This window comes from Micromonospora sp. SL4-19 (assembly GCF_047921475.1).
GTDB lineage: Bacteria > Actinomycetota > Actinomycetes > Mycobacteriales > Micromonosporaceae > Micromonospora.
Genome location: NZ_JBLROB010000007.1, coordinates 187,659 through 213,113, shown reverse-complemented (window position 1 = coordinate 213,113; position 25,455 = coordinate 187,659). Strand labels below are relative to the sequence as shown.

The following is a 25,455-nucleotide window of genomic DNA, read 5'->3' as shown; positions in this document are numbered from 1 at the left end:
ACGGCAACCACCTGCCCCAGCAGCATCGACCGGGCGGGCATCCCCCGCGGCACGCGCGCATCCGCCGGCGGGCAACTGATTGTCCGGGCACTACTGCTCGCAGCGTCGACGCGCGAGATGGACGATGATGTCGGCGGCAAGCTCGACCGTCTCAGGTAGGACCTGCATGATCCGGCTGTATACCTGCTCCTGCTTCGAGGTCGGCAATTCGAGATAAGCCGAGATGGTCGACAGATGGCCGACGTAGTCGCGTGCACTCATCGTCAACCGCCGCTCGATCACGGACTGCTGAACATCGGCGAACCACTCAGATCGTTGGAGCTCCGTACCCGGCCACTGCATGTCATGTCCCGGAGGCGTCCCATCTGGAGACGGAATCTCGTCACTCTCCAAGAACGGCGCCCGGGCCGCGCGCACCGCTGCCTCCACCGTCGGGTCAGCCAGCCGGACTGGTCCGCCGAACGAGGCGAACACGCCACCCGGCTCCAGCAGCGCGGCCACGCGCGACCACCGCCCCTCCGGGTTCGTCCAATGCAGCGCGGCTGCCGCAAAGACCAGCCCGTAGCTCTCGCCCGGTCGCAAGTCCTCGAACGCGGCCTGCACGGTCTTGACGTTGGCTGGCACGTGCTTACGCAGCTCCGCGAGCATGGCCCCGTCAGGCTCGGTCGCGGTGGCCGTGATCCCTTGTTGAGCGAACAGACGGGTTGCTTTGCCTGTCCCAGCGCCAATCTCGAGGGCCGTCCGAACCGGCCGGCCCGCGTACGTCATCACCATGTCGAAGAGCTCCACGGGATACCCGAGTCGGAACCGCTCATAGGCTTCCGCCACCACTCCGAAGCTCAGCGCGCGACCAGACATGCCGGGCATCCTCACACGATCCGCGCCGTCCATGCGCGGGCTTTCGCGCGGCGACGGTGATCAGCTGGCCCACACGGCCCGACGCGTGAGCTCTTCCGGGTCGATCTCGGCGATCTCATGCAGCAGGCTGCGCGCGATCTCCACCCGTTCTGCACCGAACTGTTCAAAGATGCGAGTATTGACCTGGCCGATCCTGTCCCTCAGGCTCGCGTACCTGGCGGCGCCCGCCTGGGTCAGCGATACCGCGCCGGCGCGCACCTCGACGAGCCCGGCGTCCTCCATGGCGGCGACGTGGTCCCGGGCGGCCGAGGCGTCCAACCCGTTGGTGGCGAGCAGGCCCGCGAGAACTTCCATGCGGATCGAGCCACGTAGCCCGAGTCCGTTGAGCGTGAACCACTCCTGCATACCGAGGTTTTCGTTGCTGAGAACCGCCGCAAGAGGAGCTGCCAGCGTGCGCTGGGCGAGCGCGAGTGCAGTGCCGAAGGGCAGCTTGGTTGCTTGCGCCACGACGTCCCTCCCATGCTAGACAGGTACCTGTCCAACATAGGAAAACGACAGGAGCCTGTCAATCGTGTCGGCACGAGATACTTCCGCACCGCTCGTCGGTCTGCTGCTCCGGCTGGCCGCCCAGCAATGGGGCACCGACATGGATGCGGCGTTGCAGGCGAACGGAATCGAGGGCATCACCCCGGCGCACGCCAACGTCATCCCCTTCGTCCCCCCAGAGGGGATCCAGATCGGCGAGTTGGCCCGGTCGGCCAAGGTACGCAAACAGTCGATGGCGCAGTCCGTCGAGCTGTTGGTCGCCTCCGGGTACGTGACGCGACGCCCCGACCCCAACGACGGACGCGCCAGCCTGATCTTCCTCACCGACAAGGGCCGCGCGCTCTGGCCAGCCTCGCGCAGCGCCGGTCACCGGGTCGAGGAGGACTGGGCCGCCGTCGTGGGTCGCGACGACATCGAACACCTGCGCCGGACGCTCATGCGTCTGCTCCAGTTCGAGCGTCATGACCGGTGACGACGAGCGAGCCCGAGACAGGTCAGCGGGTAAGGGGCCCAAGGGCCGGTGATCACTCGGCCCTGCATGGCGCCTTCGTCCGGACGTTACCCTTCTGCTGCCGACACCACGCGGGCACCGGGGAGGGCGCGGATGCTGGGAACGGCGAGGAAAGTCAGGACGACGATGACCATGTGGCGCCGAAGCCTATGGCGGTATCGGCTCACCACTGCTGGCGTCAGCCTGACCCTGTTCGGAGCCGCCACCGCGCTGAGGGATCTGCCGAGACCCATCAGTGTGGCCGCAGCGGTAGCGGGCTGCCTCGTGTCTGCAATGGACGTCCGGGCCAATCGGCGTCGCGCCAGGATGGTGCGGTTTCAGTCACGCGACAGCGATACATACCGCGACGTGACCAGCCAGTCGGCGGACCTCGGCCCCATAGTGGAAAGCGCACACGACATCGGCGTCCTCATGGCACGAGAGAACACTCGGCTGCGAAAAGGCCCGATCCGAGCCGAAGTTGACGGCTCCGACTACCTGCTCCCCCGCGAGCTGAAGAGCTGGTCATTCGACTTCCTCGCCCGCCGAGCCAGGACGGCAGCCATGCACAACGGCCCGGTGCTCGGCCTCGCCACGGACCTTCCGACCGAGGAGGACGAGGCGACCGTGATGCTGCGAAGGGCCCGCTATTTCGACTTCTACGGCAGCAACCTGCTGGCCCCCTTTGATGTCTGGGAGGCGGGACGCCGGATGCCAACTCTTCGCGGTCGAGACCTCATCCTCGACCGGCACGGCCGGCTGAGAACGTTCAAGCGCAGCCGGCTCGCGAACACCGTCGGTGTCTCAACGCTGGCTTTCACCACCGACGGCCAACTTCTACTTGTCGCCCAGACCAAGGACAACGTCGGCAGTCCCGGCCTCATCGCCCCGTCCGGCTCTGGCGCGCTCGAGCCACGGGACGTGCCCCGGGACCACAGCCGGCTGACGGTGGAGGAGATCATCGTCAACGGGGCTGTGCGGGAGCTGCAGGAGGAGTGCAATCTGAAGCCGGGCGAAGTCGGCGAGAGCCGTGTCGTGGGACATGGTCGGTGGATCAGTCGGGGCGCGATGCCGGAGTTCTGCGCGGTCACCCTGCTCAAGTTGACCAGCGATCAAGCGCTCGATCGGGCGATCCGACGGGTCGAACGTCCCTACGTCGACGAGGTCATGGCGGTCAACCTCGCACCCCTGGCCCAGTGGGACCCTGGACGGCCGCTGGACATCCTGCCGGACGATGCCCGGCACGCCGCATCCTGGCCACTTGCCTTCGGGCTGGCCTGTTTGGCCGAGTGCATGAACGACGAGTCGTGGCCGCTGCGGAAGGAAATCGGGGCACTACTCGACCAATAGTTCGTGCCGTAGCCCTTCGCGGCATCCCCGCGCCCGGTAGATAATGATCGACATGGCCGTGCGATACGACGAGGTGCTCGGCCCGCTGCGTGAGGCGTACGACGCGCGGGCGGCCTGGCGTGACGGGCTCATCAAGGAGCCGTGGAAGCTGACGGAACGGCAGGCGTTCCGTGACCGGCTGGCGCCCGGCGCGCGGCTGCTGGAGATCGGCGCCGGCACCGGGCAACACAGCGCCTACTTCCAACAGGAGGGCTTAGAGTTCCTAACAAAATGATCTCGGGGGCTGTCGTCCCTTGTAGAGGTTGATCTACGATGTCGGGCCGTGAGGCGTGGTGAGCAGCCGCCGTGGGTCGTGCCGGATGGGCTGTGGCAGCGCATCGAGCCGTTGCTGCCCAAACCTGAGCGCAACCCGCGGTACCCGGGGCGCAAGCGGATCCCGGACCGGCAGGTGCTGTGCGGGATCTTGTTCGTGCTGCACACGGGCATTCAGTGGGAGTTCCTGCCCCAGGAGCTGGGGTTTGGGTCCGGGATGACCTGCTGGCGGCGCCTGGAGGAATGGAACCGGGCCGGGGTGTGGCAGCGGCTGCACGAGCTGCTGCTGGCCGAACTGCAGGCAGCCGGCAAGCTGGACTGGTCCCGCGCCGTGATCGACTCCTCGCATGTGAGGGCCGCCCGACGTGGCCCAAAAGCGGCCCGAGCCCGGTCGACCGCGCCCGCCCGGGCTCGAAGCATCACGTCCTGACCGAGGGCGCCGGCATCCCACTCGCGGTGTCGCTGACCGGCGGCAACCGCCACGACGTCACCGAACTGCTCCCGCTGATCGACAAGATCCCGCCCGTACGCAATCGGCGCGGCCGGCCCCGCCAGCGCCCCGACCAGCTCTTCGCCGACCGCGCCTACGACCACGACAAGTACCGCAAGGCGGTACGCGGCAAGGGCATCCGAGCGCGTATCGCCCGCCGTGGCCAACCCCACGGCCGCGGTCTCGGTGCGTTCCGGTGGGTCATCGAGCGGACGATCGCCTGGTACCACGGCATGCGACGGCTGCGCATCCGGTGGGAACGCCGTGATGACATGCATGAAGCCTTCCTCGGCCTCGCTACCTGCATCATCACGTACCGGCACGTCGTACGACTTTGTTAGGAACTCTTAGCCATCGTCGCGGCTGACCTCTCGCCGGTGATGGTCGAGCACTGCCGGGCCAAGGGTATCGAGGCCCACGTCGACGCCCGGTCGGTGTTGCGCCGGTTCTCCGATGCGTGGTTCGCGGCGGGGTGGCCGGGGTGGATCTCGGTGTGATCCACCCGTACGCGGTGGCCGGTCGGGACGGGAACGGCCTGTTGGTGTCCGGGTGGGCCTCCGAGGCTCGATCATGCACTGACCGCCCAGCTCGGTGGCGCGTTCCCGCATCGACGTGGTCCCTACGCCGGCCCGATATCCGTCCGCACGCCGACGACGCGAGCAGCAGCATCGTGGCCGGCGCCACGATCAGTCACCGGCTGATATCCACCCGCCCGGTCACCCCTCCCCCACCGGTAGCTGCTTGTCGAGGCCGGGGCAGTGCTTCACGGTGTACTCCGACACCGGCGGCATCGCCGTCTTCACCTTCTCGATGGTCTTTCCCACGCGTGCGTAGGCCGCGGGGTCTCCGGCCATGCTCTTGCCCGAGGTGTTGATGACGGCGGCGTAGAACTCGCTGAGGTCCGCCACCTGGGTTTTGATCTCGGCCGGCGCGGCAGCCTTCAGGTCCTTCAGCCGGGCTTTCGCGCGATCCACATCGGCCTTCGCGTCGGCTGCGTCCTTTTCGAACAAGGGGTCCACGGAGTCAGCGAACGCCTTCACCGCCTCGCACCAGCGACCGCCGCCATCGGGCTTGGCCTGGCTGGTCGCACCCGCGTCGTCTGCCTGGGTCGTCGCACCTCCGGCGCCTGCCGAGCTGGCGCCGCCCGCGGCCGGCGCCGGGGCGCTGGGCCCACCACCGCAGCCGGTCAACAGGAGCCCGAGCGCCAGTGCGGTGGCGCCACCCCGAATCCGTGTCATCGATCTCTCCTCTGACGTGAGCGAGCTGACCGCCTCGCATGCGTCCGGCGTTGCGAACTCCGCAGCACGTACCGGCGGCCCTGTTGCCGGCAGCGGAGCCCTTGTCCGTCCACTTGAGCAGTCTGGTCGGCCGGTTTCGGGAGGCGTTCAGAAATTGTTCAGGCGGGCGGCCGGATCCGCTCCGGGTGCGGGAAGGCGGCGGGATCGACGTCTATCTCGCGCATCCGCGCGACGTACTCCTGGTAGCGGCGGCTGGCCTCCCCGTGCCGCCCAGCGATCGACAACGCGCTGACCAGGCCTAGGTGGGCCGGCTCGTCGTAGCTGTCCTCGACAGTCAGCCGCAGGTACCAGCCGATCGCCGCCTCCGCGCGACCCAGTTGCAGGCACCGCCTCGACAGCTGGTGGATCGCCTCGCGGTGAAGATCAGCCAGGAGGGCACGGGGTCGCTGCACCAAGTCTCCAGCGACTTCACCGTCGTCGCAGAAGTCACCGGTGTACATGGCCACCACCGCCTCCAAGCGGCGCAGAAGCCGTAGCTCACCATCGGCGGGAACGTCGCCACCGCCGGCCGCGGCCCTCCCCGGGTTCGGGCTGCCGCTCTGCTGGGCCTTCGTCGTGCTCGTGCCGTCGGCCGCGATGGCCGCACGGGCCGCCTGGTAGAAGCGCTGCGCGTCCACCGCGACGTGCGCCGGGTTGATCCGTACGGTGGCCGGGTCGGTGGCGAGGTAGCGGTCGGCCGGATGCTGCCGACTCGGATCGAGTACGCCGCGGACGGTCGAGATCAGGACCGACAGGCGGCGCAGCGCCACCTCGGTCCGGGCCTCCGGCCACAGTGCGGTGGCCAGGGCTTCGCGGGCGACCGGCCTCCCGAGCTGCCCGACCACCATCTTGAGCAGGTCGCGCGCCTTGCGGGACTGCCAGGTGCCCACCGGCACGGACACCCCGGCCAGCCGTACGGTGAACTGGCCCAGGGTTTGCACCTCGACCTCGGGGACGGGCGCCGATCCGATCGCCGCCAACGGCCCGGCGACATGCCACGCGCCTTCCTGCACGCCGAGTTGATTCAGCCGTTCGTACGCGATCTCCTCCGTCACTCGATCGCCGGAGAGGCGCGCTTGCAGGAGGGCGTTGGCGGCCAGCGCGAACTCGTTGTCGAGTTCAGCCCAGATGGTCGCTGCCTCGACCAGGCTGGCGAGGGAACGGCGACCTGCCCGCGTGGATGTCGAGTCAGGGCTGGCCCGGTGGGCGGCGAGCGCGGTGAGCTCCATGGCCTCGGCCAGGCTGGCGGCGTCACGACGGCGGCCGGCCTCCGATCGGACCTGGTCGCCGTACCGGAGAGCGGTCTGTGGATCACCGGAACAGAGGGCGACCCAGCCCGCGGCCAGTGCGGCAACGGTGGGCCCGGCGGCGCTGGGCATGGACAGGGCGCGCTCGGCGTACCGGGCTGCCGCCACCGGATTGTCGGCGTAGCTGATCCGCGCGAGACCCGCGCACGCCTCGACCAGCACCTGGGAGTTGCCATCCGGCTCGCCCATCGCCAGCGCCGCCTGGTAGGCGGCCACCGCCTGGCCGACCGCTCCGCGCACCCGGTGCACCCGGGCGGTCAGCGCCAGCCCGAAGGCCGCCAGCGGCGAGCCGGCCCGCTGCCACACGGTCAGGGCCTCGTCCGCGTCGCTACGCGCGCGGCGCAACTCGCCCAGCCCCAGCCAGGCCTCCGCCCGGTTGTGCCGCGCCAACGCGAGCAGCGTCTGGTGCCCGAGCAGCTCGCCGAGCCGGACCGCCTCATCAAGTTCTTCGACGGCCGGTCGGTAGCGTCCTTCCTCCACGAGCCGTGAGCCGACGTTGCACCGGATCCGGAGTTGCTGGCTGAAGTCACCGGCTCGTTCGGCGGCCGCCAGCGCCTGGGCGTACGCGTGCTCGTTGTCGGCCCGGTCGCCGTCGCTGAACGCGGCCAGCGCCTGCGCCACGTACGCCGCCGCCACGGCGGAGTCGTCCCCGCTCTGCTCCGCGGCGCGGACGGCCTTGTCGGCGAGTTGCCGGGTCCGCACCTGGTCGCCTTTCGCCCAGCGGGTCGCGGCCCAGCCGGCGAGCACCTGGGCCTGGTCCGCCAGCGCCGACGCCCGATGCTGGTCCGCAACGTCGAGGTCCGCGCGTTGGAAACAGGATTCGGCCGCGTCGAACCGCCCCCGCTGGTGCAGCAGTACGCCGAGGCGCCAGGACAGCGCCGCCGGCAACGGCACGTCCGCGGGCACGGCCGCGAGTTGGCGTAGCGCATCGTCGTAGCGCCCGTCCCGGACGGCCGCCTCGATCGGGATGAGAACCCCGAGCATGTCAGGACCACCCGCTCGGGCATCCTCGTCCCACTCTGGCAATTCTGGCGTACGCATGTCCGGTCTTCATTGGGCGCCTTTTCGGCTTGCGCTGGGGTTCGTGCAATCACCGTGGATTGTTCATCGTGCCAATCGCACTCCACGCCTGCGGCTGTCGGGCGATCCCCGCCATGAAGACGCCAGATCGCCCCGACCTGATGTTCCTGGTTACGCGCCGGATCGCTGCGCCTCGGGATTCTGGCCGGCGAACGCCCGGAGCAATGTCGTGATCGCGACAGCCAGGTCCGCTCGGTTTGCGGCGGCCGCGCATGCCGAGTTCGGCGAGCACGTCGATCGCGCGTCGGTCAGGATCGCGAGGCCTCCGCCCAACGCTCGTGCGGCACAGCGACGAACTCCTTGCGGAAAGAGGCTGAAGAACTTCTCGCTCCGCGGCTGCATCCGCAGGCCGATGGGAGATCCTCCTGCGCCGACGGCGCCGCCGTACGCGGCGCGCTGCCGCTTCGCGAGGAGAGTGTCCATCAACGGTGGCCGACAAAGAAAAAGGGAGGACCCTCCCTGCCACTCTCAACATATAGCGCACTGGGGGCCTTGCGGCAAGACCCGGGTCGTGCCGCAGAATCGCCGGCCGGAGCCAGAACGTGAAGAAGTGGGAGCCGCGAGTTGCGTGTGTTGTCGACGTACGGGTCGCGCGGGGACGTCGAACCGTTGGCGGGATTCGCGGTGCGCCCCAGATCGGAGCTGATGACGTGAACACCCTGCCTACCAGCGCCTTTGATCTTCCCGACCACCTCTCTCCCAAGGCCGACCCGGCGCTGATCGCCCGCGACGAGCAGCATTTCGCGGCCATCGCGGAGAGCCTCGAGCAGTCGATCGCTGACCTGTCCGACCGCCTCGATGCCGAGCGCAAGGCTCCCGGCGGCAAGGGTCGGCAGGCGTTGGACCGGGACCAGGCTGTCCGCCGGCTCACCGCTCGCCTGCGTGCCCTGCGCCGCTTCAGCCTGGACCTGTGCCTGGGCCGCATGGTCAGCGCGGACGACCCCGAGCCCGTGTACATCGGGCGACTTGGCCTCACCGACGGCGCGGGTCGTCGGCTGCTGGTCGACTGGCGCTCTCCCGCGGCCGAGCCGTTCTTCGGCGCGACCCATGCCAACCCGATGGGTCTGGCGAGCCGCCGCAGGTACCGCTGGACCCGCAGCCGGGTCACCGACTACTGGGACGAGGTGTACACCCCGGACGGGATTGTCGGGCACGCCGCGCTCGACGACCAGTCCGCCTTCATCGCCAGCCTGGGCGGCAACCGGTCGGCCCGGATGCGGGACGTGCTCGGCACCATCCAGGCCGACCAGGACGCCATCATCCGTGCGGGATCCGGTGGCGCTCTCGTCGTCGACGGCGGTCCGGGCACGGGCAAGACCGTCGTCGCTCTGCACCGCACCGCGTACCTCCTCTACTCCGACCCTCGCCTCGGTCACCGCCGAGGCGGCGTGCTGTTCGTCGGTCCGCACCAGCCCTACCTGGCCTACGTCGCCGACGTCCTCCCCAGCCTCGGCGAGGAGGACGTGCAGACCTGCACGCTGCGGGACCTCGTCCCCGAGGGCGCCGCAGCCAAGATCGAGCCCGACCCTGAGGTGGCCGCGCTGAAGTCGTCCGCCGACATGGTCAAGGCGATCGAGGCGGCCGTACGGTTCTACGAGGAGCCGCCCGCGAAGGGGATGACGGTCGCGACCGAGTGGTCCGAGATCCGCCTGAGCGCCGACGACTGGGCGGAGGCGTTCGAGGCGCCAGATCCGGGCACGCCGCACAACGAGGCGCGCGAGCAGATCTGGGACGCGCTGCTCACGATCCTGCTCGAGAAGTACGACGGCGACGAGCCGGAGGCCCAGTTCCGCGCGTCGATGGAGCGGAACCAGGAGCTACGCACGGTCTTCCACCGCGCGTGGCCGCTGCTCGACGCGGCCGACCTCGTCGGAGACCTCTGGTCGGTCCCCGCCTACCTGCGCAGGTGTGCCCCCTGGCTCAGCACCGACGACATCCGCCGGCTCCAGCGCGCGGACGCCCAGGCGTGGACGGTATCTGACCTGCCGCTGCTGGACGCCGCGCGGCAGCGGCTCGGCGATGCGGAGGCCGCTGAGCGCCGGCGCCGGCATCACGCCGCCGCCTCCGCCGGGCGCGCGCAGATGGCCCTGGTGGTCGACGACCTGATCGCCTCCGCCGCGTACGACGACGGCGAGGGCCTGATGACCATGCTGCACCAAGGGGACCTGCAGGACGCCTTGACCGACGGCGTCGCGCCGCCGCCCGCCCACGACCCGGACGTGCTCGCCGGCCCGTTCGCGCACATCGTCGTGGACGAGGCTCAGGAACTGACCGACGCGGAGTGGCAGATGTTGCTGCTCCGCTGCCCGTCCCGGAGCTTCACCATCGTCGGGGACCGCGCCCAGGCCCGGCACGGGTTCACGGAGTCGTGGCAGGAACGGCTCGAGCGGATCGGGCTCGACCGGATCAACCTGGCCTCCCTGAGCATCAACTACCGGGCGCCGAAAGAAGTCATGGCGGAAGCAGAGCCGATCATCCGGGCCGCGCTCCCGGATGCCAACGTGCCGACCTCCATCCGCAGCAGCGATGTCCCCGTCGTACACGGATCTGCTTCGGATCTGGGCTCGATCCTCGACGCCTGGCTCGCCGCGCACGACGACGGGATCGCCTGCGTCATCGGCGATCCGGCATTCCCGGCGACGTCCCGCGTCCGGTCGCTGACCCCGGAGCTGTCGAAGGGGCTCGAGTTCGACCTGGTCGTCCTCATCGACCCCGAGGCATTCGGCGAAGGCATCGAAGGAGCGGTCGACCGCTATGTCGCGATGACCCGAGCGACCCAGCAACTCGTCATCCTCACGAGCTCCTGACCGATGCTCTCCGTCTCCGGCGGTCCACCCGCGGAACCCGGCTCACCCGGCGACCAACTCCTCGACCCGCGGCGTCGGCTCCAGGTCGGCCAGCTGAGGTGTGGCACGCCGGCCGGACCAGAGCACCCGGGCGACGATCCCCGGCGCGAAGAGCCCCGGCGGCGGGGTCATCAGGTTGGCGACGCTCAGGAAGCGCCGTCCGACGACGGGGTGCCGCACGGCGGCGGCGTGCAGCCGGGTGACGTACCCGTTGAGGAAGCGGGTCCGGCGGCTGCGTGGCCCGACGACCACCGGGTAGCGCAGGTCGGCGCCGACGGCCATGTCCCACGGCACGTCCACCACCTTCGCCGCACCGGCGAAGAAGCGGCCGGGCAACTCCCGCCGGCCCTGCCGGAGGCAGTCGCGCAGCACCATCGCCTCCGCCGCGGCCACCGTCATGCCCTGCCCGTACGCCGGGTTGAAGCTGCAAATCGCGTCGGCGACCGCGACAAAGCCCTCCGGCAGGCCGGCGAGATGCTCGTAGCGGCGGCGCACGCTGGTGGGCAGCCGCATCCGCCTCGGCGGGCCGAGCGGCTCCGCCCGGCTCAGCAGCGCGTGCAGCTCCGGGGCGGGCAGCCGCCCGGCAAAAGCGAGATAGCCCTCGGGGTCGATCGGCGGGGCCTGGCCTGGGCCGACGCCGAGCAGCGTCACCATCCACCGGTCGCCCTCCGCTGAGATGGCCACCCCGCCGTACGGGGCGGCCGGCGACGGGCTGCTGACGAAGGCGGCGAAGTTGGCGTCGCCCGGGGTGCGGCGGTAGTCGCGGGAGACGTAGACCGTGTGGGGGTCGACCCGGTCCTCGACCGGCGGCTGGTAGCCGAGCTCAGCGAGCCAGGTGGGGCCCCGGTTGCCGCGCCCCGTCGCGTCCACGACCAGGTCGGCGCCGTGGCGCTCCTCCGGACCGCCCTGGGGCAGGATCCGCGCGCCGGTGACCGTGCCGCCGTCGGCGTCGGCCAACAGCCCCAGCGCCTCGCACCTGTCGCGGACCTCCACGTTGGGCAGGGCGCGGACCCGGTCCCGAACGTACGTCTCCAAGGCGCGCCGGCTGACGCAGAGCCCCTCCAGTCCGGAGGCGACGCGGGGGATCAGGTGGCCGTCGTTGACCCAGAGGCAGTCCCGTTGGATGTCGACGGCGACGGCGCCCTGGGCGGTCAGGTCAGCGGTCAGGCCGGGGAAGAGCACCTCGAGGATCTGGCGGCCCCGGGCAAGCAGCCCGTGCGTGTGCCCGCTCTGCGGCACGCCCTTGCGATCGGCGGGCGCCGCCGGCAGCTCGTCCCGGTCGAAGACGGTGACCTTCGCATAGGACTCGCTCAACACCCGCGCGGCGAGCAGGCCGCCGATGCTGCCGCCGAGGACGATCGCCTGCCCGGTCTCATTGGTGGTGGACACGGTTGACTCCGTTTCATCAAATGGATGTCGTCAAGTCAGCGGCACGGCAAAGCGGCAGGGAAAGGGAATTGGCGGACGGCTAGCCGACAGTGAATTACCCCTCAGCGGATCCGCCCATTTTCGATCTGTCGGTCGGCCTGTTTCCGACGGGCATAACCCCTGTTCAAGGCGCATCTGCAAACCCGTCGATCAACACCGTGACCGATATCTCAGTCGCCTACCAGTCAACTTCCGCCGGCTATCGGCTCACCGAAAGGATGACGGATCGACCTAGCCGATCGGGTACTGCGGAAAGGCGCGAACCACTGCGGCGAGCGACGAGCGGCCACGACCCGTCAGTGCCGTACACCTCGACCGTCGGCTGTCGGGCCGGGGTACTACCGTGAGCCCGGATTCCACAGCGTGTGGAGCTGGTCGAGGACGATCATGGCGCCGGCGCTGGGTGTCCGGTCGGGGTGCGTGGCGAGGTGGACGGCCGGCGTGGGTGGGAGTGGCCCGGCGACGGCGACGAGCGTGCCGGCCTGCAGCTCAGCCGCGGCGGTGACGGTAGGTAGCACAGCCCATCCGAGCCCGGCCGCGACACACCGCTTGATGGCTTCAATGCTGGCGAATCGGACACGGTGGAACTCCGGTTGGCCGACGGCGAACAAGCTGCGAGCAACATGGTCGCTGTAGCAGCAGCCGTCCTCGAGCAGGAGTACGTCGTGCTCGGCCAGCTGCGCCCAGGTGACTGCGCCGGTCGGCAGGTCGAGGTCTGGCCCGGCGACCATGGTGAGTTCCTCGGTGCCGAGGGGCTCCAGACGTACGTCCGCGACGGCCATTTCCGGTTCGAGCAGCAGGGCCGCTTCAGCGGTCCCCGCACGTACGGATTGGAGCGCCTGCGCGGTGCCCCCTGGCGCGAGGGACAGCCGGAGCTGGGGTGCGAGGAGCCGCAGCTCACCGAGCACAGCGGGGAGTCGGTAGGCACACAGCGACTCAGGAGCGATGAGCCGCACCCGCCCAGCGGGTCGGCCGTCTCGGGCGGGCACCTCGGACGCAAGGCGGCCCTCCAGATCGAGCAGCTGGGTGGCGTACGACAGGAGCCGGGCGCCGGCGTCGGTCAGCACGGCCCCGGACGAAAGCCGGTCGAACAGCCGGACGCCCAGGTGCCGCTCGAGGGTTGCAAGCTGCTGCCGCCGCAATGAGCTTTAGTGCTCAAAGGCTCGCTCTATGGTGGTGCGATGAACTTGAAGGAGTGGGCGGCGGCAACCGGCGTGTCGTACGCGACCGCCCGGCGGCGCTACGAGTCCGGGACGCTGCCCGTTCCGACGTACCGGCTCGGCCGGCTCATCATGGTGGGTGAACCGCTGACCGGCGCCGCCCCGGACGCTGGGCAGGTCGTGGTGTATGCCGGCGTCTCGTCGGCCGATCAGAAGGCGGACCTGGACCGGCAGGTGGCCCGGGTCGCTGTGTGGGCGACGGGGCAGCGCCTTGCCGTGGATCGGGTGGTGACTGAGATCGGGTCGGCAGTCAACGGGCATCGTAAGGAGTTGCTCGCCCTGCTGCGGGATCCGGCCGTGACGACGATCGTGGTGGAACACCGGGGTAGGTTCGCCCGCTTCGGCGCCGAGTATGTGCAGGCGGCGCTGGCCGCGCAGGGTCGCCGCCTACTGGTGGTCGACCCGGCCGAGGTGGACGACGACCTCGTACGGGACGTCACGCAGATTCTGACGTCGTTGTGTGCCCGCCTGTACGGCCGCCGCGCGGCGGCAGACCGGGCCCGACGCGCGGTGGAGGCGGCCACCGGGGGCGGTGCGGCGTGAAGACCATCCAGGCGTACCGGTTCGCGCTCGACCTCACCCCGGGCCAGGAGCGGGCCGTGCTCGCGCACGCCGGCGCAGCCCGGGTGGCGCACAACTGGGCGCTGGCGCGGGTCAAGGCGGTCATGGACCAGCGCGCCGCCGAACGCACCTACGGCATCCCGGACAACCAGCTCACCGAGTCGATTTCCTGGACGCTCGCCGGGCTGCGTAAGGCGTGGAACGTCGCCAAGCAGGAGGTTGCCCCTTGGTGGGCCGAGTGCTCGAAGGAGGCGTTCAACACCGGCCTGGACGCGCTGGCCCGAGCATTGAAAAACTGGGCTGACTCCCGGTCGGGTAAGCGGGCCGGGCGGCCGGTGGGTTTCCCCCGCTTCAAGTCCCGCCGCCGCACCACACCATCAGTGCGGTTCACCACCGGCACCATCCGCATCGAGCCCGACCGTCAGCATGTGGTGCTGCTCCGGCTGGGCCGGCTGAAGCTGCACGAGTCGGCCCGGAAGCTGGCCCGCCGTCTCGACAACGGCACCGCGCGGATCATGTCCGCCACCGTTCGTCGTGACGGCGGACGGTGGCAGGTTGCGTTCACGGTCGAGGTTGAACGAGCCGAACGCCACCCGGTCCGTCCCGGCTCGGTGGTCGGTGTGGACGTCGGCATCAAGCACCTCGCCGTACTGTCCACCGGCGAGTTGGTGGACAACCCGCGCCACCTTGTCGCCGCCGGGCAACGGATGCGCCACCTCGGCCGAGCGCTGGCCCGCAAGACCGGCCCGGACCAGCGCACGGGCCGCCGTCCGTCGAACCGGTGGCAGCGTGCACAAGCCCGCCTCGCACGCGCGCACACCCGGGTGGCGAACCTGCGCCGCGATGGTCTGCACAAGCTGACGACCCGACTGGCTCGTGAGCATGGCGCGATCGTGGTGGAAGACCTGAACGTGGCCGGAATGCTCCACAATCGGCGGCTGGCTCGGCAAATCGCCGACGCCGGGTTCGCCGAGATCCGCCGACAGTTGGCGTATAAGACCGAATGGAACGGTGGCCGGCTAATCGTGGCCGACCGCTGGTATCCGTCCTCAAAAAGCTGCTCGGGTTGTGGTGCGGTGAAAGCCAAGCTGGCCCTGTCCGAGCGTGAGTATCACTGCGAGGCGTGCGGCCTGGCCATCGACCGAGACCTCAACGCCTCGCTGAACCTGGCCGCCATCGCGACCGAGACCGAACCCGCCGGGAGTGGCCCGGTGGCAGGGCGTGGAGCCGACCGTAAGACCCCGTTCGCGGGGCTGGTGGCTGCGAAGCGCCAACCCGGCACGGCACCCGGCCGGTCAGACCGGGACCGTCCCACCGCAAGGCAGGACTACCAGCCGTGCGCTCACTAAAGCACACTGGAAGGTAACGGTTTGCACATGCCCGGTCACGGTGGACTGCACGTAACCGAGCTCCCGTGCTGTCGCCGTGAAACTGCCGGTGCGGGCCACGGCGGTGAAGGTCCGCAGCAACGCCGTCTCCACTGGCATTCCCCTCCTCGATTGGCTTCATCATGACTCATCGTTGGACTCGATGAGGTTGCGCGTCGAGACTGTTCCTCGGAGGTGCTCGATGACTGACATCGGTGACACGACAATCGCGCGACCCGAGGCCGCTCACGTCGAGGTGCTGCGCTACGCCGCATTCCCGGACGGGGCCGTCGGCGGAAACGCCGCGGGTGTCGTACTGGATGCGACCGGCCTCGACGACGCCACCCGCCTGGCCGTCGCAGCCTCCGTCGGCTATTCCGAAACGGCGTTCCTCGAGCCCGGCGGGCGGACCGGGGAGTTCCTGGTCCGATACTTCAGCCCACTGGCCGAGGTGGCGTTCTGCGGACACGCGACGATCGCCGCCGCCGTCGCCCTGGCCGAGCGCCGCGGCAGCGGGCCGCTGTTGTTCCAGACTCTCGCCGGCGCGGTCGAGGTGAACACCGATGACAGCGATGCCGGCCGGACCGCCACGCTCACCAGCGTCCCCACCCGTACCCGGCCCGCCTCCGACGAGGAACTCGCCGCCGCTCTCGCAGCCCTGCGCTGGCGCTCCACCGACCTGGACCCCCGGTACCCCGTGCACGTCGCCTACGCTGGCAACGATCACCTCGTCGTCGCCGTGTCGGACCGCACCCGGCTGGCGGACCTGCACTACGACTACGACGCGCTGGCGGCCGTGATGGCCGAGCGCGGCTGGACCACGCTCCAACTCGTGCACGCCCACACGCCGCTGCTGTTCTCCGCCCGTAACCCCTTCCCGCCCGGCGGTGTCGTGGAGGACCCGGCCACCGGCGCCGCCGCGGCCGCCCTCGGCGGCTACCTCCGGGCACTCCACCTCGTGGACCTTCCGGCGCGGATCACGCTCCTGCAGGGCGCGGACATGGGCAGCCCCAGCCGCCTGCTCGTCGACGTGACCGGCGACGACGATCGCGTTCAGGTGACGGGCAGCGCGAGATCCATCCGCTGAGCAGCTCCTGGGACGACGGCCAACCACAGGATCGACCTGCCTGATGCCCGTGCGAGACGGGGCCTGACAGCGACCCGTCCCGGGGGCTCCGGTTCATCCGCCGGCCGCCGCGCGGACTACGTCAATGCGCTCGCGTCCTGGACGAGGTTGACCAGAGCCACGACGAAGATCGCGATCAAGCCAAGCCTCGCGACCCACGGCAGGGACGGGTGAGCCAGCACGGCAGCGCCGGCTGGCAACCGCCGGACCGCCTGACGCGCCAGCCAGAGCAGCCCCAGCGCAGGGAGGACCGGAGCCAGGGGAAGCCAGAGCGCCAGCGGCAGCAGGGCGTGTGCCAACGGGGCCCGCGCAAACCATCCGTCGGGGCCGATCCACCGCTCGGCGAGGACGGTGAGCAGCGCGGCATACAGCCCAGGTATCGCCATGAACAGCGCGATGCCGAGCCACGGCGAGCCGAGCAGGGTGAAGTCGAGACCATCGGGGTGGACGATCCCCGCTCCGACCACGATGGCCGGTCCGCCGCCGATGGTGAGGACCTGGAACCAACGCGGGCCGATCATCAGCGCCCGCAGGAGGGCGTAGAAGGCGACGCCAAGCAGGCCGAACTGCAGCCCGGTGAGGAGCAGTTGCAGTGTGTTGACCACGGTGAACTGCCCCATGGTGAAGCCGTCGTCGCTGGTCAGGCCGGTCAGGTGCGGGTTGAGTCTCGCCAGCAGCATCATCGCGAGTCGGCCACCCACCCCGCCGACAAGCACGCCGAGCAGCGCGCCGGCGGCCGTGATGCCGGCCAGCCGGCGCGCGGCCTCCTCGGCCGACGCTTGCCAGCCGCCTCGGGTCGTCTCTGCGAGAGCTGTCGCCACGGCAATCCTCACCTGGTCGGGGTCGGGCAGCTGACCATAGCTTTGGACAGAACGCGGCTCGAGGTACTGGCAGAAGGCCGACAGGTGGGGCCCGCGACTGCGAGGCGTCACGGCTGTGGCCGCGGTGTCGGCGCACCGCGGCCACTTCGTTCGGGTCAGGGACGCGGGGAGAACAACATCCGGGCGATCATGAGCGCCATGGCCACGAACCCGGCGACCACTGCGAGCCAGGACCAGGCCCAGCCGACCGTCAGCGTCAGCAACACGAACGCGGCGAGGACCAGCAGCCAGGTCGTCACGACATACAGGCCGAAGCGCGCCGCGGCGGCCGGGTCCTTGGTGAACCGGTCCCCCGCTTGGGCGTGGGACGCCTGCATCCGCACCACCCACTCCTTGTGTCGGTTGGTCTGAGTGGCGCCGAGATAGGTGAACAGCGCGACCGACGCGACGACCGTGAGCGCGCCACCGACGAGCCACGGCAGGTCACGCTGGCTCAGGTAGAGCCAGCCGGCGCCGAGGCCAGCCAAGGCCAGAACCGTGCCGAGGCCGTACCCGAGGGCCCGGCCGGTCGGCATCGGATGGTTGCCGGTCGTCTCCTGGCGCAGCGCGTCGGCGGTGACCGCACCGGCCGCCAGCGTGACGGCGACGACGGCGGCGACCTGGCCGCCGAGCGGGACATCCAGCAGCGTGGCGGCCAGGACGAGCACGACCAGTCCGGCCGCGGCCAGCGCCGACAGCAGGACCGCGCGGACGAGGAACACCGGATCCGGTCGTACCCGGCGGGCCGTCCAGTCGGGGGCGGCCCCGTCGGGCTCCCGCCCGGTGCCGTCGAGGATGTCGCGTACGTCCCCCAGTTCCTCGATCGCCTGCCGGGCGGCCGCCTGCGGGCCGACCCCGGTGGCCTCCAGCTCGGCGACGCGGGCGACCAGGTTGGCCCGCATCTCCTCCTTGAGGTCCTGCCGGTCCTGGGTCATCTCGATGCCGGCGAACGCCTCGTCGAGCAGGCGGTGCACGTGGGTGCCGTAGCCGCCCACGGTGTCGTTTTGGATTGTCACGATGACCGCCTTCCGGATGCCGGCTCGTGGGAGCCGTGACGTTCGTCCAAGTCGAGCAGCGAGTCGATGATGTCGCGGGTGGCGATCCACGCCGCGACGTTGCGGCGGTAGACGGCGCGGCCGGCATCGGTGATGCGGTAGTACTTGCGCCGCCCGCCCTGACTCTCGTCGCCCCAGTACGCCTCGATGAGGCCGTCCTTCATCAGCCGCCGGTACGTCGCGTAGAGGGTCGCTTCCTTGATCTCGTGCCGGCCGCCGGTGGCGTCCCGGATCCGCTTGAAGATCTCGAAGCCGTAGCTGTCGTCGAGGCGCAGCACCGCGAGCACGATCGTGTCCGTGTTTCCGCGCAGCAGATCGGCGGCGAGTACGTCGGCGCTCGACGAGGCGACGCCCCGCCCGTTGTCAACCATGGCTAGTACTGTAACAGATACAGTAGTTGGCGTCATTGGGCAGAAGGCATGTACTTCTCGGAGCGCCGGGTCATCTGGCCTGGACGGGCAGCGCCTCCAGCTCGAACCGGGAGGTCAGGTCCGGCAGGATGCGGCGCAAGGCCTCCACCGTGCCCTGCCTGTTCCCCCCTCCGTCGTGCAGCAACACCACCGAGCCCGCTGCGGCCCGGCTGGTCACCGCCGCGGCGATCCGTGGGGCACCCGGCGCCTGCCAGTCCGACGGGTCCACGCTCCAGTGCAGCGACGTCATGCCCAACTCGCGCGCCACCGACACCACTGAGTAGGTCCACATGCCCCCGGGCTGGCGGTACCAGACGATCGGCGCGTCGGGGACCGCGGCTCGGATCGCCGCGTTGGTCCGCAGCAGGTCGGCCCGTATGTCGGCGGGCGACCGTTTGCCGAGGGAGAGGTTGTGATTCCAGGAGTGGTTGCAGAGGGTGTGCCCGTCGGCCACGATCGCCCGGACCAGGTCGGGGTTCTTCTGCGCGTTCTCCCCGATCAGGCAGAAGCTCGCTCGGACCCTGAATTGCCGCAACAGGCTGAGGACCTGCGGGGTGTACCGGGGGTCAGGCCCGTCGTCGAAGGTGAGCGCGACCTGGCGGGTGCCGGTGGTGGCGTGGGCGCCGAAGAGCCCATCCCCGCCGGTGTTCCGCCCCGAGCCGTCCTGCCCGGCCTCGAGTGGTCGCGCGCTGTGCTCGCCCGTCGCCGTAGCAGCCGATCCAGGTCGCGGCTGGTCGGCATGCTGCCCGCCGTTCACGTCGCCGGCGGCCCCAGTGGTGTCGTGCCGCGGCTGGTCCCGGGCCCAGGTCCACCCCATCGCGTTCGTCGACATGAGCAGGGCAGCCACTACCAGGGCCACGACCGCCGCGGCCCGTCTGGACGAACGTGTCCACGTCTTGGGGATCGCCCGCCACATCCCCCGAACGAGTCCGCGGCCCGGCTTGTATCCAGGCCGCACTCGTTCTCCCTCCCACAGCCCAGACCCGCAGCCTACGGCGAGAGATAGGGCACATTGCCCTTGATCCCGCAAACTTCCTCCGCCCGCACCTGGCTGCTCGTGATCCTCCGACAAGTCGTCGCGCCCACCAGCAGCTGGGGCCGGCGCTCCAGTTGATCCGCCGAAGGCACCCTTCATCACGATGGAGAGGCTCAACGATTCCTTCTCCTTTAACCTGGGGCATGCTCGAAGCCGGCAGCCGCACGCGCGGCCAACCACCCCCACCGGGCATCGTCTTCGAGGCACTCACCGAGCCCGACCGCGATCCGGCGCGTCCCTGGCTACGGCTGCTCGACGACGAACAATCGCCGCAGATCCTGCGGGCCGAGCATCCGCGCCTGGTTGTCTGGTCGTCGCTGTGGCCCAGGCGACCGGATGCTCAGGTGCGTTTCGATCTGGTGTCCGACGGCGGAGAAGGCACGCAGCTGCGTTGGACGCTGCTGGTCGCCGAGCCCTTGCCGGACCCGTCGCTGCTGGGACACCTGCGTAAGCGGCTCAATGAACTGATCAACGCGAACCTGCGCTACACCTTCGGCCAGTGAACAGACCAAGGTGGGGGGTTGCGGCCGGTCGTGTCCAGGCAGGAACCCAGCGCGAGGCAGACACGTCATAGGACCTATGACGGATGGCAGCGTCCACGTAGCCCATCGGGCGGCCGGCACCGGCGTCCTTCGAAGCACGACTGGGGCCCGAGTCCTGCGACTGATCATGGTCGTCAGCGTCTCCCTGGTCGCCGGCTGCACGGCGGAACCGGCCGTCGCGCCACCACGTGACCGGTCAGTGCCAGCCGGAGGGTTCCGGCTCGTGGCGTTCGACTCCTGCGCGGCCGCGCTGCAGCAACTCAAGGCGGCTGCCAAGGCGTACGTCGGGCCCTGGGGTTTCGGGCCGAACGGGGACTTCCGCTGGTTCGGTGCGGAACAGGCCGGGGGGTCCGCGGTAGCGGCGCGGGCAAACGCGGCCGACGGGGCAGCCGCTCCTGGCTACTCGGGCACCAACACCCACGAGGCCGGGGTCGACGAACCGGACCTGGTCAAGACCGACGGCAAGCGGATCGTCACCGTCAACCAGGGCAACCTGTACGTGATCGATCCGGCTACCCGCCGGCTGACCGGGGAACTGGAACTGGAGCCCGGCGCCGACGGGTTCGGCGGGGCCGAGGGCAGCCTGCTGCTTCAGGGCGACCGGGCGCTGGTGCTGCTCCGCCAGGGGTGGGCCCGAACGGCGAAACCGGCGGGCGGCGACTCCGTGCCGGCAGACGGTCGCCCCGCCCCGACGTCGGAGGACATCGTCGGTCCCCGGCTGATCATGGTTGACCTCTCCGGCACACCGAAAATCATCGGCGAGTACCGGATCGACGGCGATCTCGTGGACGCCCGCCAGGTCGGCACCACGGCCCGGGTGGTGATTCGCTCCGCGCCTCGGCTGACCTTTCCGCATCGGGAGCAGGCCACCGACGAGCAGCGCACCGCCGCCAACCGCAAGATCATCGAGAAGGCCACCGTCGACGACTGGCTGCCCCGCTACGAGGCCACCTCGGGCGGGCGGACCAGCACCGGACGGGTCGGCTGTGACCGAGTGAGCCGGCCGGCCATCTACTCCGGTACGTCCCTGGTGAGCGTGCTCAGCTTCGACCTGGTTGGCGCCACGCTCGGCAACGGCGACCCGGTCACCGTGATCGCCGACGGCGACACCGTCTACAGCACCGCAACCCGGCTGTACGTCGCCAATGATCAGCGCTGGCGAGTCCTGCCGGCGCTGACCAGGCGGAACGCCGCACCCGATCCCAAAGACGGAACCACCGAGATCTACCAGTTCGACACCTCCGGCGCGGGCGCCCCGCGGTACATCGCCGCCGCGTCCGTGCCTGGCTGGCTCATCAACCAGTACGCCATGTCGGAGTGGGACGAGCACCTGCGGGTGGCCACCACCAGCGGACGTACCTGGGGCAACAAGCCCGACTCGACCTCCAGCGTGTACGTGCTGCGCGCCGACGGCACGAGCCTGACCCAGGTCGGCAAGGTCAGCGGGCTGGGCAAAGGTGAGCGGATCCACGCCGTACGATTCGTCGGCGGCACCGGATACGTCGTCACCTTCCGGCAGACCGACCCGCTCTACACCGTCGACCTGCGTGATCCGACGACGCCGAAGGTCACCGGCGAACTGAAGATCAACGGGTACTCGGCGTACCTGCACCCGGCCGGTGAAGGGCGGCTGCTCGGAGTCGGACAGGAGGCATCGGACCAGGGCCGTGTTCAGGGCACCCAGCTCTCGCTCTTCGACGTATCCGATCCAGCCAAGCCGACCCGGATTGCTCAGTACCACGTCAAACAGGGGCACTCCGAGGCGGAGTTCGACCCGCACGCGTTCCTCTACTGGCCCGCCGAACGCCTGGTCGTGGTCCCACTGACCGTCTACGCCCCGGAGACTGTGAGCGGACCTGGTGTGCCGGGCAAGCCGGGTGGGCCGAGCAACGTGGCACTGGCTCTGCGGGTCGACGACGGCGCGTTCACCGAGGTGGGCATGGTCGACCAGCCGCTGGGCACGGAGCGCCCCGGGGGTCTGGCGCCGATCCGCCGGTCACTGGTGGTCGACGGAGTGCTCTGGACCGTCTCCGACGCCGGCCTCAAGGCGACCGACGTCTCCACCATGAAGACCCTCGGTTGGCTGCGTACCGTGTGACCAGCATGACGACGCCGCCGAGGCGGTCGGGACGGCAGCCCCGAGTCAGGAGGCACCTTCTCGCGCCGTCGCCGGCGCCCTGGCGGTCGGCACCTCTGTCTGGGTCACCACCCGTGGCGGCAACAGCAACGCCGCCGTCCCTGCGCTGATCGCGAGAACAACGATGACCAGCCAGACCGTCAGCGTGAGGGACAGGTGCTGTCCGGCCACGCTGCCGATCGCGCCACCGGCCACTGTCGCGGCCATCTCCACCGCCGAGAACGCCGAACTCGCCCGGCCGAGCTGCTGGTCGGGCGTCTGCCGCTGGACTTGGACCTGGACCAGCATCAGCAGAGAACCACCGGGCAAACCGGCCAGCCCGATGAAGACCAACGCGGCGGTGAAGTGATGGATGAGGAACAGCCCGGCAAAGCACACAGCGATCGCCAGTAGGCAACCCGTGAAGGGCAGCCGTAGCCGTCCACTGCGGGAGAGCACGTTCCCGACGTACGCACTGGCCAGGAACCCGCCGCCAAGCGCCGCCATCAGCACGCCTACGTCGCTGGCGTCGCCGCCGAGCACGCCGATCACATAGGGTACGAGTAGGACGTTCAGGGCAGCGTTGGCCAGAAGGAAGAGGCCGGAAACGACGAGCGTGGCGCGTAGCACCGGATGGCCGATGAGGAAGGCCAGGCCCTCCCGGACCTGTGGCCAGAATCCGGCGAGCCAGGATGACGACATGTGTTCGGGAGGCGCTTCGACCGACACGCGGCCCATCCCGAAGATCAGCACCGCCGAGACCAGATAGGTCACGGAGTCCATCACCACCAGCCCGTCGAAGCCGACCAGCGCATACAGTGCGCCGCCGACGGGCGCGCCAACCAGGCGGACAACTCCGCTCGCGATGGTGTTCCAGGAGTTCGCCGCCTCCAGATCGGCTCCCCTGCCGACAATGGCCGGGACGACCGCCCGGGCAGCGGGCTGGAAGAAGTGCCCGATGGCGCTTTCGCCGAACATCGCCGCGTACAGCAGCCAGAGCATGCTCGGGTCGTTGACGAGAATCAGCGCCAGAACGATGACCATCCGCAGCGCATCAGCGCTGATCATGATGAGGCGACGGTCCCACCGGTCGGCCAGCACCCCTGCCAGCGGAGCGAAGGCAATCGCCGGAAGAGTCTGGGCGACGAAGGCGAAGCCGCTGCTCATCGTCGAGCCGGTCATCGCGTAGACATGGACCGGCACTGCGACGATCATCAGCCAGTTGCCCAGGTTGGACAGCAGTTGGCTGCCCCACAGCAGGCCGAACCGCCGATTCTTGAGAACGATCACCCGGCCTTCCCTTCCCCAGCACGCAGCTCGCACATCGCACCCGGCCGTACGGTAAGGGTCGACTTGGCGGCGAACAGCCCGCCGCCGCGTAGCAGGGCACGGTAACGCAGCAGAGGTTGGTTTAGCGCCTCCCCCGTGCAGGGCGACCCTGGAGGGCCGAGAATCCTCCATCGCTCACGCAGCACGCGTAACCCAGGCAAATGTCCGCGGCCGGGCGCTCGTCCGGGATCGGCGCCGGCTCGATGCTGGCGGCAGCGCGGCTGGACCATCCCGGGCGCGCGATGCCAGCGGGGTTGATCGCGAACACGGTGGCGGCGATGCTGTGGGCGTGGAGTACGTGTCCAGAGTGCCGCGACCGCCGCTGGACGGGTTGATCGACGACCTTTACTGCCTGGAGGGTGCGTCGCCGTACGCCCGGCTGACGCTGCCGCCGATGCCGTCGGCGCTGCTCATCGTCAACCTCGGGGCGCCGTTCCGCATCCGCGCCCGCACCGACATCGAGACGGCCGAGTACGCCGACGGCTGCGTGGTCACCATGCCCACCCGCGCCTTCGAGTTCGGCTATCCGCCGGAGACCCGGTCCGTCGGCGTGCACTTCAAGCCGTGGGGGCTGGCGCCGTTCCTGCCGATGCCCGCGGCCGAGCTGTGTGACCGGCCGGTGACGGTAGAGCAGGTTTGGGGCCGGCCCGCCGTTGCTGAGCTGCGAGACCGGCTGGCCACGGCGGACGGACCGCACGAGATGCTGACGCTGCTCGAGGAGGAGCTAATGCGACGGCTGTGCGAGACCGCCGGCCTGGGACTGGTCCGCCATACGAGCAGTGTCATCGCGGCTACCAGCGGGGCGGTGGCGATCGGCGACCTGAGGGTGGCAGCCGGTGTCAGCAGCACTCATCTGGCACAGCGGTTCAAGGAGCTCATCGGCGTCACGCCGAAGCGGCTGGCCCGCACCTACCGCTTCGCCGCCACCGTGTTCGCGATCAACCCCGCCGGACCGATCGACTGGGGCGACCTCGCCGGTGGTGCAGGCTACTTCGACCAGGCCCACTTCGGCCACGAGTTCCAGGCGTTCACCGGGCTCACGCCGACCCGGTACGTCGAGGTCCGGCGGCGGTTCCTGCGCGAACATCCCGGCCACGTGCTGGACGGCTGGCCGCTGCCGGCCGATTGATTTCTTACAAGAGCGACAGCTCACGACACGCTAATTTGGGGGCACCCCAAAGCAGAGGAGAGCCCCGTGGGCAAGGTGGTCATGTACAGCTCGGTGTCGGTGGACGGCTTCGTCGCGGACGAGAATGACCAGCCCGGACCGCTGTTCGACTGGTTGTCCAGCGGTGACGTCCCGTTGGACGAGAGCGGCGAGGTGAAGGTGTCGCAGACGTCCTACGACTACACCCGGCCGTACTGGGACCAGATCGGGGTGACAATCGTCGGCCGCCACGTCTTCGACCTGACGGACGGCTGGGACGGAAAGCCTCCGAGCGGGATCGACCACGTGGTCGTCGTGACGCACCGGCCGGAGCCCGAGGGCTGGGACCCCGAGGCGCCGTTTCACTTCGTCGACGGCGTCGAGGCAGCCGTGGCCAAGGCGCAGGAGCTTGCGGGTGACCGCATGGTCGAGGTCGCCGCTGGCGAGGTCGGTGGCCAGGTGCTTGCCGCGGGCCTGCTCGACGAGGTGCGCATGGACGTCGTACCCGTCGTGTTCGGGTCCGGCAAGCGCTACTTCGGGCCGGTCGACGCGCAGCACCTGTTGGAGGATCCTGACGTGGTGATTCAGGGCAACCGGGTGCTTCACCTGCGCTATCGGGTGCGCCGTTGACCGATCTGAGCGGGTACGCGAGTGCACCGGTACCGGCGAGGTCTTCCAGATGGGCGGCGTCGGAACCTCCAT

Annotated in this window: 22 protein-coding genes and 3 pseudogenes; 13 read left to right on the top strand and 12 right to left on the bottom strand. The window is 69.8% G+C overall.

Annotated features, from left to right (window positions below; translation table 11 throughout):
- Nucleotides 1-90: 90 nt before the first annotated feature.
- Nucleotides 91-858 (bottom strand): class I SAM-dependent methyltransferase, encoded by a 768-nt coding sequence (locus ACNAVT_RS13040; protein ID WP_416295955.1) that lies wholly within the window; start codon nt 856-858, stop codon nt 91-93.
- Nucleotides 859-918: 60 nt separating this feature from the next.
- Entirely contained in the window at nt 919-1,365 is a 447-nt protein-coding gene (locus tag ACNAVT_RS13035) for a MarR family winged helix-turn-helix transcriptional regulator (protein ID WP_416295953.1), read from the bottom strand.
- Between the two features lie 64 nt (nt 1,366-1,429).
- Here ACNAVT_RS13035 and ACNAVT_RS13030 point away from each other — a divergent pair, with 64 nt between their 5' ends.
- From ACNAVT_RS13030 to ACNAVT_RS13010, 5 genes and pseudogenes are all read left to right on the top strand, one after another.
- The gene (locus tag ACNAVT_RS13030; protein WP_416295951.1) at nt 1,430-1,876 is read left to right on the top strand and encodes a MarR family winged helix-turn-helix transcriptional regulator; all 447 of its coding nucleotides are present in this window, start codon (nt 1,430-1,432) and stop codon (nt 1,874-1,876) included.
- A gap of 132 nt (nt 1,877-2,008) precedes the next feature.
- On the top strand, nt 2,009-3,244 hold the full coding sequence (locus tag ACNAVT_RS13025; protein ID WP_416295949.1) for a hypothetical protein: 1,236 nt from the start codon (nt 2,009-2,011) through the stop codon (nt 3,242-3,244).
- 43 nt (nt 3,245-3,287) lie between these two features.
- Nucleotides 3,288-3,500 (top strand): annotated as a pseudogene (locus tag ACNAVT_RS13020) (SAM-dependent methyltransferase); the annotation flags it as partial.
- A gap of 66 nt (nt 3,501-3,566) precedes the next feature.
- Nucleotides 3,567-4,387: pseudogene (locus ACNAVT_RS13015) on the top strand (IS5 family transposase).
- Nucleotides 4,388-4,468, top strand: a pseudogene (locus ACNAVT_RS13010) (SAM-dependent methyltransferase); the annotation flags it as partial.
- Nucleotides 4,469-4,762: 294 nt separating this feature from the next.
- Here ACNAVT_RS13010 and ACNAVT_RS13005 read toward each other — a convergent pair.
- Nucleotides 4,763-5,284, bottom strand: a complete 522-nt coding sequence (locus ACNAVT_RS13005; protein WP_416295947.1) for a hypothetical protein — start codon at nt 5,282-5,284, stop codon at nt 4,763-4,765.
- A 158-nt stretch (nt 5,285-5,442) separates the two neighbouring features.
- Entirely contained in the window at nt 5,443-7,614 is a 2,172-nt protein-coding gene (locus tag ACNAVT_RS13000) for a BTAD domain-containing putative transcriptional regulator (RefSeq protein WP_416295945.1), read from the bottom strand.
- Between the two features lie 755 nt (nt 7,615-8,369).
- On the opposite strand from ACNAVT_RS13000, the gene helR reads away from it, so the two are divergent.
- Nucleotides 8,370-10,517, top strand: coding sequence for an RNA polymerase recycling motor ATPase HelR (gene helR, locus ACNAVT_RS12995; protein WP_416296035.1), 2,148 nt, complete (start codon nt 8,370-8,372; stop codon nt 10,515-10,517).
- 42 nt (nt 10,518-10,559) lie between these two features.
- Here helR and ACNAVT_RS12990 read toward each other — a convergent pair whose 3' ends face one another.
- Both ACNAVT_RS12990 and ACNAVT_RS12985 read right to left on the bottom strand, forming a co-directional pair.
- On the bottom strand, nt 10,560-11,945 hold the full coding sequence (locus tag ACNAVT_RS12990) for an FAD-dependent oxidoreductase (RefSeq protein WP_416295943.1): 1,386 nt from the start codon (nt 11,943-11,945) through the stop codon (nt 10,560-10,562).
- Between the two features lie 377 nt (nt 11,946-12,322).
- Nucleotides 12,323-13,126 carry a LysR family transcriptional regulator gene (locus tag ACNAVT_RS12985; RefSeq protein ID WP_416295941.1) on the bottom strand — a complete coding sequence of 268 codons (804 nt, stop codon included), beginning with the start codon at nt 13,124-13,126 and terminating at the stop codon, nt 12,323-12,325.
- A gap of 39 nt (nt 13,127-13,165) precedes the next feature.
- Between ACNAVT_RS12985 and ACNAVT_RS12980 the strand changes: the two genes are divergently transcribed.
- A complete protein-coding gene (locus tag ACNAVT_RS12980; protein ID WP_416295939.1) occupies nt 13,166-13,747 on the top strand; it encodes an IS607 family transposase in 582 nt (193 codons plus the stop codon).
- A complete protein-coding gene (tnpB, locus tag ACNAVT_RS12975; protein ID WP_416295937.1) occupies nt 13,744-15,114 on the top strand; it encodes an IS607 family element RNA-guided endonuclease TnpB in 1,371 nt (456 codons plus the stop codon). Before ACNAVT_RS12980 ends, tnpB begins: the two co-directional genes overlap by 4 nt.
- Here the strand turns inward: tnpB and ACNAVT_RS12970 are convergent.
- The gene (locus ACNAVT_RS12970; protein ID WP_416295935.1) at nt 15,061-15,252 is read right to left on the bottom strand and encodes a helix-turn-helix domain-containing protein; all 192 of its coding nucleotides are present in this window, start codon (nt 15,250-15,252) and stop codon (nt 15,061-15,063) included. The genes tnpB and ACNAVT_RS12970 overlap by 54 nt on opposite strands.
- 82 nt (nt 15,253-15,334) lie before the next feature.
- Between ACNAVT_RS12970 and ACNAVT_RS12965 the strand changes: the two genes are divergently transcribed.
- Nucleotides 15,335-16,219 carry a PhzF family phenazine biosynthesis isomerase gene (locus ACNAVT_RS12965; RefSeq protein WP_416295933.1) on the top strand — a complete coding sequence of 295 codons (885 nt, stop codon included), beginning with the start codon at nt 15,335-15,337 and terminating at the stop codon, nt 16,217-16,219.
- A gap of 116 nt (nt 16,220-16,335) precedes the next feature.
- Here ACNAVT_RS12965 and ACNAVT_RS12960 read toward each other — a convergent pair whose 3' ends face one another.
- From ACNAVT_RS12960 to ACNAVT_RS12945, 4 genes are all read right to left on the bottom strand, one after another.
- Nucleotides 16,336-17,079 carry a hypothetical protein gene (locus ACNAVT_RS12960; protein ID WP_416295931.1) on the bottom strand — a complete coding sequence of 248 codons (744 nt, stop codon included), beginning with the start codon at nt 17,077-17,079 and terminating at the stop codon, nt 16,336-16,338.
- 155 nt (nt 17,080-17,234) lie between these two features.
- Nucleotides 17,235-18,134, bottom strand: coding sequence for a permease prefix domain 1-containing protein (locus ACNAVT_RS12955; protein WP_416295929.1), 900 nt, complete (start codon nt 18,132-18,134; stop codon nt 17,235-17,237).
- Entirely contained in the window at nt 18,131-18,544 is a 414-nt protein-coding gene (locus ACNAVT_RS12950) for a PadR family transcriptional regulator (protein ID WP_416295927.1), read from the bottom strand. The genes ACNAVT_RS12955 and ACNAVT_RS12950 overlap by 4 nt, the downstream gene beginning before the upstream one ends.
- Before the next feature lie 70 nt (nt 18,545-18,614).
- Nucleotides 18,615-19,415 (bottom strand): polysaccharide deacetylase family protein, encoded by an 801-nt coding sequence (locus ACNAVT_RS12945; protein WP_416295925.1) that lies wholly within the window; start codon nt 19,413-19,415, stop codon nt 18,615-18,617.
- A 347-nt stretch (nt 19,416-19,762) separates the two neighbouring features.
- Here ACNAVT_RS12945 and ACNAVT_RS12940 point away from each other — a divergent pair, with 347 nt between their 5' ends.
- Nucleotides 19,763-20,122, top strand: coding sequence for a hypothetical protein (locus ACNAVT_RS12940; protein WP_416295923.1), 360 nt, complete (start codon nt 19,763-19,765; stop codon nt 20,120-20,122).
- Between the two features lie 262 nt (nt 20,123-20,384).
- Nucleotides 20,385-22,259: a beta-propeller domain-containing protein gene (locus ACNAVT_RS12935; RefSeq protein WP_416295921.1), complete on the top strand. Its 1,875-nt coding sequence runs from the start codon at nt 20,385-20,387 to the stop codon at nt 22,257-22,259.
- A gap of 45 nt (nt 22,260-22,304) precedes the next feature.
- Here ACNAVT_RS12935 and ACNAVT_RS12930 read toward each other — a convergent pair whose 3' ends face one another.
- On the bottom strand, nt 22,305-23,567 hold the full coding sequence (locus tag ACNAVT_RS12930) for an MFS transporter (protein ID WP_416295919.1): 1,263 nt from the start codon (nt 23,565-23,567) through the stop codon (nt 22,305-22,307).
- A gap of 328 nt (nt 23,568-23,895) precedes the next feature.
- On the opposite strand from ACNAVT_RS12930, the gene ACNAVT_RS12925 reads away from it, so the two are divergent.
- The gene (locus ACNAVT_RS12925; protein WP_416295917.1) at nt 23,896-24,735 is read left to right on the top strand and encodes a helix-turn-helix domain-containing protein; all 840 of its coding nucleotides are present in this window, start codon (nt 23,896-23,898) and stop codon (nt 24,733-24,735) included.
- 66 nt (nt 24,736-24,801) lie between these two features.
- The gene (locus ACNAVT_RS12920) at nt 24,802-25,383 is read left to right on the top strand and encodes a dihydrofolate reductase family protein (RefSeq protein ID WP_416295915.1); all 582 of its coding nucleotides are present in this window, start codon (nt 24,802-24,804) and stop codon (nt 25,381-25,383) included.
- Nucleotides 25,384-25,455: the final 72 nt, after the last annotated feature.

Excerpts from the sequence above, each read along its gene's own strand:
- ACNAVT_RS13040 (WP_416295955.1), bottom strand. The coding sequence starts at position 858 with ATGTCTGGTCGCGCGCTGAGCTTCGGAGTGGTGGCGGAAGCCTATGAG.
- ACNAVT_RS13025 (WP_416295949.1), top strand. The coding sequence starts at position 2,009 with ATGCTGGGAACGGCGAGGAAAGTCAGGACGACGATGACCATGTGGCGC.
- ACNAVT_RS13005 (WP_416295947.1), bottom strand. The coding sequence starts at position 5,284 with ATGACACGGATTCGGGGTGGCGCCACCGCACTGGCGCTCGGGCTCCTG.
- ACNAVT_RS13000 (WP_416295945.1), bottom strand. The coding sequence starts at position 7,614 with ATGCTCGGGGTTCTCATCCCGATCGAGGCGGCCGTCCGGGACGGGCGC.
- ACNAVT_RS12980 (WP_416295939.1), top strand. The coding sequence starts at position 13,166 with ATGAACTTGAAGGAGTGGGCGGCGGCAACCGGCGTGTCGTACGCGACC.
- ACNAVT_RS12970 (WP_416295935.1), bottom strand. The coding sequence starts at position 15,252 with ATGCCAGTGGAGACGGCGTTGCTGCGGACCTTCACCGCCGTGGCCCGC.
- ACNAVT_RS12965 (WP_416295933.1), top strand. The coding sequence starts at position 15,335 with ATGACTGACATCGGTGACACGACAATCGCGCGACCCGAGGCCGCTCAC.
- ACNAVT_RS12950 (WP_416295927.1), bottom strand. The coding sequence starts at position 18,544 with ATGGTTGACAACGGGCGGGGCGTCGCCTCGTCGAGCGCCGACGTACTC.
- ACNAVT_RS12945 (WP_416295925.1), bottom strand. The coding sequence starts at position 19,415 with ATGTCGACGAACGCGATGGGGTGGACCTGGGCCCGGGACCAGCCGCGG.
- ACNAVT_RS12940 (WP_416295923.1), top strand. The coding sequence starts at position 19,763 with ATGCTCGAAGCCGGCAGCCGCACGCGCGGCCAACCACCCCCACCGGGC.